Annotated in this window: 9 protein-coding genes and 1 pseudogene; 1 reads left to right on the top strand and 9 read right to left on the bottom strand. The window is 61.6% G+C overall.

The window, feature by feature from the left end; genetic code table 11:
* Nucleotides 1-8: 8 nt before the first annotated feature.
* The 4 genes from NOF53_RS25000 to NOF53_RS25015 form a co-directional block, all read right to left on the bottom strand.
* Complete coding sequence (locus NOF53_RS25000) at nt 9-1376, bottom strand: 3-phosphoshikimate 1-carboxyvinyltransferase (RefSeq protein WP_255973918.1); 1368 nt, start codon at nt 1374-1376, stop codon at nt 9-11.
* Nucleotides 1373-2581: a Coenzyme F420 hydrogenase/dehydrogenase, beta subunit C-terminal domain gene (locus tag NOF53_RS25005; protein ID WP_255973921.1), complete on the bottom strand. Its 1209-nt coding sequence runs from the start codon at nt 2579-2581 to the stop codon at nt 1373-1375. The genes NOF53_RS25000 and NOF53_RS25005 overlap by 4 nt, the downstream gene beginning before the upstream one ends.
* Nucleotides 2578-3468, bottom strand: a complete 891-nt coding sequence (locus NOF53_RS25010) for a methyltransferase (protein ID WP_255973923.1) — start codon at nt 3466-3468, stop codon at nt 2578-2580. Before NOF53_RS25010 ends, NOF53_RS25005 begins: the two co-directional genes overlap by 4 nt.
* Before the next feature lie 215 nt (nt 3469-3683).
* Nucleotides 3684-5642 (bottom strand): carbamoyltransferase C-terminal domain-containing protein, encoded by a 1959-nt coding sequence (locus NOF53_RS25015; protein ID WP_255973925.1) that lies wholly within the window; start codon nt 5640-5642, stop codon nt 3684-3686.
* A gap of 1152 nt (nt 5643-6794) precedes the next feature.
* On the opposite strand from NOF53_RS25015, the gene NOF53_RS25020 reads away from it, so the two are divergent.
* Nucleotides 6795-7010 carry a hypothetical protein gene (locus NOF53_RS25020; protein ID WP_255973927.1) on the top strand — a complete coding sequence of 72 codons (216 nt, stop codon included), beginning with the start codon at nt 6795-6797 and terminating at the stop codon, nt 7008-7010.
* Nucleotides 7011-7311: 301 nt separating this feature from the next.
* On the opposite strand, the pseudogene NOF53_RS25025 reads toward NOF53_RS25020, so the two are convergent.
* From NOF53_RS25025 to NOF53_RS25045, 5 genes and pseudogenes are all read right to left on the bottom strand, one after another.
* Nucleotides 7312-7743: pseudogene (locus tag NOF53_RS25025) on the bottom strand (integrase core domain-containing protein); the annotation flags it as partial.
* A 604-nt stretch (nt 7744-8347) separates the two neighbouring features.
* Nucleotides 8348-8560 carry a hypothetical protein gene (locus NOF53_RS25030; protein ID WP_255973929.1) on the bottom strand — a complete coding sequence of 71 codons (213 nt, stop codon included), beginning with the start codon at nt 8558-8560 and terminating at the stop codon, nt 8348-8350.
* 286 nt (nt 8561-8846) lie between these two features.
* Nucleotides 8847-9092 (bottom strand): hypothetical protein, encoded by a 246-nt coding sequence (locus tag NOF53_RS25035; RefSeq protein ID WP_255973931.1) that lies wholly within the window; start codon nt 9090-9092, stop codon nt 8847-8849.
* Nucleotides 9093-9528: 436 nt separating this feature from the next.
* Nucleotides 9529-9759, bottom strand: coding sequence for a hypothetical protein (locus NOF53_RS25040; RefSeq protein WP_255973933.1), 231 nt, complete (start codon nt 9757-9759; stop codon nt 9529-9531).
* A gap of 398 nt (nt 9760-10157) precedes the next feature.
* On the bottom strand, nt 10158-11402 hold the full coding sequence (locus NOF53_RS25045; protein WP_255973935.1) for a hypothetical protein: 1245 nt from the start codon (nt 11400-11402) through the stop codon (nt 10158-10160).
* Between the last annotated feature and the right edge of the window lie 141 nt (nt 11403-11543).

An 11543-nucleotide genomic window follows, 5' to 3' on the forward strand; every position in this document is an offset into this window, starting at 1 on the left:
ATGTCTTCTCATTCCTCGACCACCACCCATCGTCGGAGTTCGTTGATCGCGTTCGGATAGGACGTTGCGACAGCTTCCAGACCGTGCAACTCGCCGTACCCGCCGGTGAGGACTGTGAGCACGATCCCGGCGAAGATCACCCGGTGGTCGCGGGGAAGCTGGAGGATCGCTGGTGCCTGAATCGGCGTCGGTCGTACGTGCAGGCCATCCATGGTTGGTCGCGCCTGAACGCCGAATTGCCGCAGCAACTCGACGGTGGTGACAATTCGATCAGTGTCCTTGCCGCGTAGTTCCGATGCCTGCCCGATCCGAGTCTCTCCGTTGGCGAGAGTGGCGAGCGCGGCGATCATAGGCAGCTCGTCGATCGCGCTCTGCACCAATTCGGGATCGTCGATGTGCACCCCCCGCAGTTGATCCGCCGCTCGAATAGTGATGTTGGCCAACTCCTCGGGGGTGTCGTGGTCGACCGCTGAGAAGTCGACTTCGGCGCCCATGGAGCGCAGGATACGAAAGAACCCGGTCCGACGTGAGTTGATGCAGACCTCACGTAGAACGAGCGGGCGCTCGCGGTGGGCAGATGCCAAGTGGACCGCGGCGAGAAACGCTGCGCCGGACGGGTCACCGGGTATCCGCAGAGAAAGTGGGCCCCATGCTCTGGGCTGAACGTGCAGGGTTAGCGGTGTCTCTTCTACCTCCACCCCGACCCAACGCAGCAGTCGTTCGGTGTGGTCGCGCGCTGCAACTCGCCGGTGGATCACACTGGGGCCTTGCGCTAGAGCGGCAGCCAGCAGAGCAGCCGAAACCGGCTGCGCGGAGTGGACGTCGATCCGGGCTGATCCGCCTGGCAGGGGCCGGCCACGCACCTGAATCGGTAGGTGCCCGTTCGGCCCGATATCCACGATGTCTGCCCCCAGGGCGTGCAACGGTCCCACCACCTCGGCCATCGGGCGCCGGCGTAACGCCGTGTTACCGGTTATGGTCACGTCCGCGTCGGATGCCGCGACCATTGCAGTGAGGAGCCGGGCCGTTGTCGCACTGTTGTCGACGTCCACGGTCAGGCTGGTGCTGGTGACCGCCTCCGGTCCTTGGCCCTGAATCTCGACAGCATCGTCACCGATCGGTCGAATGTTCACTCCGAGATCGGCCAGACAATCCAGGTTTCGCAGGAGATCACGGCAGTCAGCAAGATTCGACAGCCTGGATACACCATGCCCCGCCGCGGCCACGATGGTGGCCCGCTGCGATATCGCCTTGTCCGGGTGTGGCACTGCCGTCAGCGGACCGAACCCGGGTTGATCCTGGACACCACAAAGGCGTATCCGATCCGACGGATGAGTGCGGGACGGGAAGAGCTGGGTCGAAGGGATGTTACTCACGATGTTCTGCTCAGCTCGGAGATCACGTCGTTGTCATCCTTAGGGTTGTCGACCTCCGCGCCGGGCAGCGGAGCGTGCGGTACGGCGCCAGGGAATTGGCGGGCGTAGGAGGCATACCGGTTCACTTTGCGCTGCAGCCCCAGGCTTTCTGCCGGAACGAACTCAGAGGGAGTCAGGTGGAGATCGCCGCGGTCGACAGCGCGCGCCACTGCGGTAGCTCCGGATTGGGTCCGTGTTACCAGAAGCGAGAGCTTTTCCGGGGCAGCCTCACCCTCGGCTGTCGCCTTGCTGGTGCGGAAAATATTTGCGTCACCGTCGGCGACGGAGATGTCTGCTAGACCGCTCCACCAATCCGGACAGCTTTGGCATCGGAATGTTTTATGCTCGCGAAAAGCCAGCACGAGCTTGTGAAATGGAAGGGAGTGTGTCTCACCTCCGCCGTCCCAGGCGGTGAAGGCACCCGGATAGTCGCCGTGTCGGTACCGCATTCTGGTGACATCGGTGAGAGGGAGCCGCAATTGGTCCTGGATCAGATGTTCCGTACCAGTACGCAGGGTGTTGGAGGAACAGGCGAGTTCGATGGTCAACGCGACCTTGGCGGCGGGCCCGTCCGGGTCGGACCGCCGCCATTTTTGAATAGCCTGAATCTGGCAGGCCAGTCCGACGACCGCAATCCGTTCCAGGGTGGTGTCACGAAGAAGTTGAAGGTTGGGGGTGATGCAATAGCTGGCTTGTGCGGTTTCGAGCAATTCAGCGTCGCTGGTAACGATGCGTGGGACCGGTACCCAAGGGCGCTGTTCGTCCCGACCGATCACCAGGCATCCGTCGACGAGGCCTGAGTGCAGCGATGAGGCCAGCAGCGAGGTGACTGCGCCACCGGCTGACGCGGCTCCTCGGATCGTCTCGTCAGTAGCGGCTGCTAGGTATGTCTGGCCCATCACCCCCGTCCATCGCTCGCTCTCGGTTCGGCGGCGACCGAACAGGATCGTTTCCGACGCGGCCACGTCGGTGTATTTACCTGGACATACGGAAAGGCATTCGTTGCAGCTACCGCAATCGATCGCGGTTACTCCTGCGCCTAGGTGAGGGACAATGGCATCGACCGAGATTTCCAGAAGGCGCGGACTGCACGCGGCCACGCAGGCACCACAGCTGGTGCACAGATTCTGATCGAGGATCTCATTCTTCAATTCGAGAAACGTCATGGTTGGGGACAGTTCCCCGTGTTGGATGCGCGATCCAGTCCGGGCGACAGTGAGCATGTCTGTTGGGCAGAGGCACGAGCCAACCTAACCTCGTCGAGGTAATCGGGCCAGTCCACGCTGCCCTTGTTCTCACCCACCGGGGGCAGCGTCCGAGCAAGTGCTGTCCGCCGAAACTCTGACAATGGCGCTTTCGAGACCGTGACCAAGAGGTTGTGTAGGTGTGTGAAACCTGCTGCACGCAGGGACTTCCGCCAGTCGTTGGCAGTGGATAGGTCCCCGAAGACATCGATGAAATCCTCGATCGGCGCCGGCGCCGGAAAAATTGTCTGCACGTCGATCCGGACTGATTCTTGGTGGTAATCTGCGACGAGCAGGCGCTCGAGCTCGCTGAAGGCGAATGGGCCCACAGAGATCGAGACCAAGCAGAACGTACCGCCCTTCGCGAGGAGTGCAGTGCGGCGTTCGAGCAAGAGCCGGATGAAGTCCAGCCCGTCTTGGCCGCTCGCACCGCTACGCATGAACTGCGTGTCCGGGGGCACCGGAACGAACGGCGGGTTGCTGACCATCAGATCGAAGGGGGCATCGGACTCGAGCTCGGCAAAGTCGGTCAGCACTACCCCGTCGGTAGGAAGTCCGTTGAGTGCGAGATTAAATCGGGCCATATCGGTTGCACGAGGGTTGATGTCTACGGAAACTACTGAAGTCGCGCCTCGTCGGAACGCAGCAACGGTTTGGACGCCTGAACCAGTGCCTACGTCCAGCACCCGCCCTTCACGGCAGTCGGGCAAAGTCTGTGCACGCAGCAGGGACTCGTTGTCCGAGAGGTACAGCACCCGGTCTTCGCCGACGTAATCAGCCCGGTCGGTGAAAATGAAGTCGGTGCCCACACGTGAGCACCGTGCGTGGAAGGTGACTGTTCCGTCCGCTTCTTCGGCCAGTCGGGCATCGACGAAGGCAGAGAGTACCTCCGCCGCGGGAACTGCTTCCCCGGATACGAGCGCTCGAAAGTAGAGGGGGTAGTCGGTCTCTACGAGTCGTCGCAGGTGGGGCTTCAGTTCCGCTGCGTGCTCTACATTGAGGGTGCTGGGCGCAAACGTCATCGTCATACTCCTGACTGGTTGACCTTGGTGACCCGGTGTCCATCTATGTAGAGGACGTCGATCGGCAGTTCCAAGAAAGTGGCCAAGGCATCCGCCGGGCTGTCCACGATGGGCTCACCGGGGCCGTTGAAAGAGGTGTTCATGAGGACCGGCACTCCGGTTTCCTCTGCGAACCGGGACAGGAGGCGGTGGATGCCTCCAGCCTCCGAATCGACGGTTTGGATCCTGGACGTGCCGTCGATGTGTTTGACCGCGGGAATGTTGCCTTCGGATACGTCGGCGTTGAACAGCATGTATGGGGAGGGCAGCGGTAGCCCGCGAAACCAATCTGCTGCACGGTCTTCCAGCACTACTGGGGCGAACGGACGCCAGCTCTCACGGCCCTTGACCTGGTTCACTCTGGCCCAGTTTTCGGCGGCGCGTGGGTCGACCAATAGCGAGCGGTGGCACAACGCTCGGGGTCCTACCTCGCTCGCACCCTCGAACCATGCGACTACGCACCCGGCCAGCAGATCTTCGACGGCACGGTCTGCAATGTCCTCGGACGCCAGTGGTGTCACGGTGAGTTCACCAGCGGCCACGGCGAGTGCATCGACAACTTGTTGAGGGGTGAAGCGGCGCCCGACGTATGCCGAGTGACGTTCGCCGAATTCCACTTCTGCTCCGAGGAGTGAGTGATGGACGACAAGGGCAGCGCCGACGGCAATTCCGCTGTCGTCGCAGGTCGGCTCGACATGGACCTGCTTGAACCCGCTGTGCTCGGCGATCTGAGTGTTGGAAGGGCAGTTCAACGCTGTACCGCCGGTCAGGCACAAGTTCGTTGCCGGCAAGTCGGCGCGCTGCAGCAGTTGCGCGAGGGTCGCTACCGCCCTAGCTCGGACCTCCTCGAAAAGTTGCTGTGTACTAGCCGCAATGTCGGCGTTGATAGGTTCGGTCGCAGATTCCGGTCGGCCGAGGACGGACAAATCGTAGCCTTGTTCGCTGGCTCGCGCTCGGCAGAAGACGAGCCACGAGCTGGCTAAATCTTCGATCCCTGCAGCTTGAGCGTCCCAGTAGTTTCCGATGAATTTGTCGTCGGCGAATGCGGGTTTTCCGTATGCGGCTAACCCCATCAGCTTGCCAGCCGGCCCGATATGTCCCAAGCCGAGCGCCTGCCCGACGCGGTCATACATTGCACCGAGGTTGAGATGGTGGGGAGCTATAGGGTACAGCGCTTTTCCGTTGCCATAGTAGAACATACCCCCGTGGTACGACTGACCGTTCGCGTGACCGTCGTGGCTGAGTACCGCAGCTTGCGCGAAGCCCGAGGTGTAGTAGCTGTTCGCGGCGTGAGCAAGGTGATGGTGGATCAGGTATCCGGGAAATGCCTGCCCAAGGAGAGTCACCTCGAGGGGCAGGTGGAAGCCGTATCGGAGGTTGGCCTCTAGCTGAACTGTGCGCTGACCGATTTCCGCGAGACCGGCGCCCTCGTCCCAGTGGGGGCGGGTGATGAAGCTGTCCACGAAGGGAACTGTGTCTTCGGGACTAAAGCGACCCATAGCATAATCTGGGAACATCGCCGAGAATGCGCTGGACAGCCAGGATCCGGCTAGTTCCCCTGAGGGGAGAAAAGGTGCCAGTCCGCGAGTTCCCAGGTGTTCGAAGGTCAATTGCTCGGCGCTGATCTGGTCGAGGAACGAGCAAGGCACCCCAAATGAATCTTCACGGGTCAATTGCAGGGAGAACGAGGTCGGTTCATCGAATAGCAGCTCGACACCTTGGGTGGAGGAAACCGCCACTGCATCGATATCGCTCAGCGTGATCCCTCCTGCGTCCAGCGCTGCCTGCACGATTGCTGTGTCTAAACCTCCGGCGTGCTTCACCCTGGTCAGTCGCTCGCGTACGAGGTGAACCAGGACACGCCCGTCTCGCACAACCGCAACACCTGAGTCGTGCCCAAAATGCAAACCCAACAACAACACTTAAACTCCTCAAGCTGAAGGCTCTGCGCGAAAGCGCAGTCTGAGATGGGACCGTTCCTGGCGGGTTCGATTCACATAGGGGAATCCGTGCTTGGACCGGGGGCTGCTGTAGCCCAACTAGTTCCTTCTAACTCGCCCCCACGATTAGTTCCGACTCGTCGCCGTGCATCGCATCGGCGTTACAGTCGCAATTCACCACGACAGGTGCTATCACCCGATCGTCACCGACGATTCACCTTAGCTGATCTGTCGTCCAATCACTCGAATTCCCCCTCTTCACAACACTGTTCACCTCGCCGTGTGCAGCGGTTTACATGCAAGAAACATGGGCGCCAAGCATTCCGATGCGTATGCGCGCGGAGTTAAGGCAGCTGGAAAAACGCGTGAGAGGTTTGGTGGGACTGAGCTATACCGCCGGGCCGCGAATTGAAGCCCCAAAGAATTCCATCCCACCCCCAGTTGGTTACCCCCGTAAGCTCTAGGAACTTGATGCGCGGCACGATGCTGCAGTAGCCGCGGATCACTCTAGTGTCGCTAGTCGCCACTCGAAGACGCCGCCACACTGGTTGCCGAATTTATCACCAAGAACCTTCGCTCACAAACTTCCCCGCGACGAGTGGATGGCAGGAGAGCGAGGAAGTAGCCCGAGGTTCAACTGCAGGTCGCAGCCCAGGTTGTTCTGGTGTTATGCCACATGTGCCTCAGCAACCAGCGCCGGCGCGTCGACAACGCCAAGTTCTTCTCGGTCGAGGGACGTCGAGAAGCTTACCGACGAACGCGCTCCATGAACTGCTCTTGAAGGTGGTGCAATCAGAACATCTTCGTTCTCACTCAGGGGGTAATCGGCGTTCAAGGAAGTCAGTTCCTTGTGTGCCGAAGTCAACCGAACTTGCAGATAGTCGGTCAGTCGCTAGCCCGGATCCCTACATCAGGTTGGCATTACCCAGGGCGCGACTGGTCCACGGGCTCGGGCTATGGGGCCGATTCGCGACCATCAAACAACGATCAACGATCCGCGGTTGATTGTCGAGCGGCTCTCCCTTTCAATCGAGCTGACTGGACCCGAAGAGCTGACCGCTGCAGCCACTTGTCGGTAGCGGTGTGAATACTCGACCCCTCCACGCTTGACCACTCACGCCAGGAGAAGCACTGATGCAGCTTCGGACCCGTCCGGTCACAGCCACTTTCGCCGCCACCCTCACCGCCGCGGCTGTGGCCTTGTCGGGGTGCTCCGCCGCCGACGCGTTCCCGGCGGGATCGAATGACCCCGGCGCCCCCGCACCGACCGCACCCGCCTTCGATACGGCGGCCGCTCTGACTAAGCTCGACACCCTCGCGGTCAAGGACCCTGCCCCGAAAACCGGTTAAGCCGTGAGCAGTTCGGCCCGTCGTGGTTCGACGACAACGGTGTCGAGGGCGCTACAACCGCTGCGGGAGGCCGTCTCGGCTTCCCCGCGAGGGATGAATTCGCCGTGTCTGGGAATCCGACACTTGTCCAGGCCAATTTCGAACGCGGTTGGATCGATACAACTTCAACACAGGGCAAACTACTGCCTCGTAGGCTGCAGATTTGACTGCCGGAATCCAGCGTGGCGGTGTCACCGCAAGCGGGCCCGCTGCCACGCTGGAACCTACACGGGAGTGAACCGTCTCGGATTTCTTGCCGCTCCTATATCGGTGACGGCTCCGGTTGTGGAGTCGACGGATGAGCGTAGTACGCCGCCTCGAATTCGTCCGGAGGGACATATCCGAGACGGTTGTGGAGGCGACTGCGATTGAACCAGTCGACCCACTCCATCGTGGCGTACTCGACGTCCTCGACGGACTTGTAGGGACCCGGATGGAACGGGTTGTCTTTGGCGATTACTTCGGTTTTGAACAACCCGATCGTGCTCTCGGCGAGTGCATTGTCGTAGGCGTCGCCGATGCTGCCGATCGACGCAGCGATACCCTCCAGCACAGGGGTTTCCGCGAAGGAGATGGAAGTGTTCTGACTGCCCGCATCGCTATGGTGGATCAATCCTGCACCGACCGGGTGGCCGGTGTGGTCACGTCGCCACAGCGCCATCCGCAATGCGGTGGTGACCATCGCGGTGTCCTTGACCCGCGTGCGGGGGACGAGTTCCCTCGCGAAGGAAATCGAGGCGGACTTCAAGATCTCGTTGGCTTCACGGAGGTCGAGTTCGCCGCGGCCGTTACCCCGGTCGGCAGCCATTCCGTAAATGAGCGCACCGGCCGCCAGAATTCCCAGGGCCACGGCAACTGGTATCCCTACTCCGGTTTCTGCTGTACCCGCTGAGGCCATGGCAAGCCCTGCCGCCGCCGACGTTGCCGCATTTCCTGGCGGCGTGGGGTTCGGCTCGGCATCACTCGCAGCGGAGTCAGAGGATGAGGCCATTCCAAGGTCGATTTGGCCGTTTCCGTCGCACGGCGGCAGCACCGTCGAAGGGTAGGGGAATGTCGGCCTCTTCGGCTTCCCTGGCACGGGGGTCGCGGTTGAGGTTGTCCAACGCCTGCTGCGGGTATCCCTCGGTGTTGGAGTCGGATGTACTCCGCGTCTTGTCGAACGTGCACTTACCCGCGGCCACATCCAGAACACGATCTGGAAAGGAAACGCCACTAGAGGTCAATCCACGTGTCGGTCGCGTTTGCTTACCCCGGTCGCGTCACCTCGATCGCCTACTCTGAGGGGTTGCCGACGTCGTTCAGGCGTCGGTGTCCGGTTCTTGCTGCCATGTCCGCGGTTCACCCGGCGAACCGTCGACAAGCGAATACTCGATGATCGTCACCGAGATTTCGGTCAGGTCCGCGATCTCGAAGTTGCCCCGGTAGAGGGGGAACTGTACATCGAAATATGTGTCGCATTCGATCTCCGGTTGAGCTAGAAGCCAATTCCGAAACTCGATATCTTGTGGCACCACACTCAGGTCAGCCGATACCCTCGACCCCTGAACACCGTGGATCCCACACGGGCGCCCCTTCCACATCGCGGAGCATTTACGCCGGAACGCCCGATCGAGCTCACTCAACGCCGCCAACTTGTGAGCCCCTTGCGATTGGAGGTGAACCCCTCCGGATACGGGCCCGGCCCGTGCGCCACCAACACCACTTCACCATCGGAAGGTGCGTTCACCGTCTCGTATTCGAACCCGCGAAAGACAGCGAACGTCTTACTCGGCCCGAACCCAGGGGGAAGGACAACGCTCATTTCGGGCTAACCTCGATCCATTCCATACTTCTATCCAAAATACGGACCACTTGCTCGCTGCCATTGGCGGCGACACGCACGAGCCGCGCACCGGGCTGCATCACAGATCGTTCCGGGATGTCGAACTCGGGGATAAGGCCGTTGATGCTCGCGGTCCAGCCGCTGCCGGTGAACGGCCACTCAAAAGCCGTGCCCGATGGCGTTCCCGCCAGCAGGCCGGTCAGTTCGTCGTCCGGGACCACAAGGGTGACATCCTCGAGCCGGTATCGGTGGGCGTAGACGGCATCGTCTTCTGCACTGAACGGGTCACGGGGGCAGTCTAATTGGAGGGCACTCGTGAAACACTCTCGGGGTGGCGCAGTGGACGCAACCACGACAATGTTCATCGGACGTCTGCCGGCAACGGCTACCGACAGCGACCACACACTGCGTCACACTGGGTTGACCTCGGAAGCGCATTAGGTACGCAGAGCGGATCACGCCAGGCTGGCAACACATTCCCTGTCACATCGGGTCCGAATCGGATTCGAGTTCACGGTAGAACGCGTCCAGGCCGATCTCCGGCGATATGCAGTGCCGTAGAGCACCCGTCTGAGAGTATCGATCGAACACCTCGGCAGCCTTCCTCGGCGATGAACACCTTATCCGGATATAAGCAACTGCTCGCGGAGCGCGACCCTACATGAAGATCACATGCTGTCGTTCAGCGTCGTTGACGATGTTGTTAACGAACAACCCTATGTCGTAGTCCTCTTCGTCCGGCCAACTGGCTTCACTCATCGGCGGGAGCGCCGGCGACGTCGGATCGTAGTCGAGGTGAATCAGCTCGCGTTCTTCCGCGAAGATTGTGAGTACACAATGAGTTGGATCCAGCTGGACCCACTCCGCATGGATACGAGGACCAACCACGACACTGGTTCCTCCAATAGTCAACACCAACGGGGATTCGACTCGATCCCCTCGATAAAACTGGACGACAGTACCCCCAATCTCAGCAAATTCACCCGATATTCGCCGATCGGCGGTACCCGGAGAAGGAGGGAGCAGCGTCAAGATCCGGGTTTCCGGGTCCAACTCAGCGAGTCGCGACCAGTGGTAAAAGTCTCTCATGAGTATCATCTTCCGAGCCCCAAGTCCTTCCCGCCCGCACGCTGAGAGCTTTGAATGATTCTCTCCCACGACTTCCCACTATTTCGAAGCCACTCGATCGACGGACCAAGCGGATCTCCATACACGCTTTCGTTGCGTCCATAAATCTGACTGTAGAGGGGCTCGGGTGTGAGATTTTTGTAACCCTCGCCTATCGCCTATCGCCTATCGCCTATCGCTCGGCGCTCTGCGTAGAGCGTTCCGGCGATTCGTTCCGGCGATGCACCCTGGGCTCGCATCGTGTCCTCGACCTCGCCGAGGCGTTCGATTTCAGCAATGTACTGGCGTCGCATATCCGGAAGGTGGGTCGGAGCTCGCACGGTATCGTCGGCAGGCCTCCCACCCGAGGCGATCCGAGCAGCATCGACTTCAGCTCGCGTCGGCCCAGACACAGCGTCACCGCGGGCCACGCCCAGACCTTTCGCCGGAACCACACCGCTGGACAGGACGTTCACGGCCACTTCGCCGGCACCGACATAAGGGTGGTCCCAGTCCTCGGTGGCGAGGAACTGTTCCTTCGCAGCCGTCGACAACTCCGCACCCTCACCGGGTTCGAGCAGGCCCGGCACACCGGCATGGTCGGACAAATTCTTCGTCGCCGGGGTGCCGTCGAGAACGATTCCCGCGGTGGTCTTTGCCATGTTCCGGGTCGCGTCGGCCTGGGCCTGCTGCCCACCCGGGCCGTGCCCAGACAGCGTATTGAAGCCCTCGACGATCCCGAGCGTGGCTTTCACACCGCCGATCGCCAGCCCGGTCGGCGGAAAATCGTGGGCGAAGTCTTTCGTCGTCTCCCAGGCCTGATCCCAGAACCCCTCGGCCGCATCGTCGCCGCTGTCGGGATCGCTGCGCCGACGCTGGTCCAGGGCGGCCATTTCGCTCAGCGTCGTACCGTCATCCGGATGCGCGGGTGGGGTGTTGTGGGTGTTCTCCGGGGTGGTGGCGGTCAGCTCGTCGGCCCACTGGGCGGCGGTGATTTGCCCACCGCTGGACTCGTCTTGGCCGGTGTCGTCGCCGAGGTCGATGGTGCCGGGACCGTCCGGTGTGACGGTGGCGGCGCCGCCGAGCGGTAACGGTACCGTCGTACCGGCCGTGGCCCCGGCCTCAGGCGGTGGGGCGGTCAGGTTCTGTGCGGTCTGCCCGATATATCCGGTGTCGTCGCTGGCCCGGGACTTGCCGAACGCGCTTTTGCTCGCCGCCACGTCTTGTAGTTCGCCGGTCGGTGGCGGGTCGGCGAGGATGGGGTATGCGGTGTGGGCGTCGGCGTGCACCTGTTGGATGAGTTGCCGGTCGCGGACCACGTAGCGGGTGGGGACTGGATGGCTGTTCGCGTCGTACGCCCAGGGCGAGGCCGTCTGTGAGACTTCGTTATTCCGGTGTCCGGGCCGCGCTGCTGGGGAAGGCATGGAGGCTTCGCCGGCCACGCGACCCGATCCCTGCGGAGGTAAAGGCTGCCGCGCCGATCAGCAACAGTTCGAGGAGCCGATCCCGTCCGCTCTCGGCAGTGACGGTCTTGCCGGTCTCGTTGAGATCACCTGATGTGGTCG

The sequence above is a fragment of the Rhodococcus tibetensis genome (assembly GCF_024438035.1).
Lineage (GTDB): Bacteria > Actinomycetota > Actinomycetes > Mycobacteriales > Mycobacteriaceae > Rhodococcus_F > Rhodococcus_F tibetensis.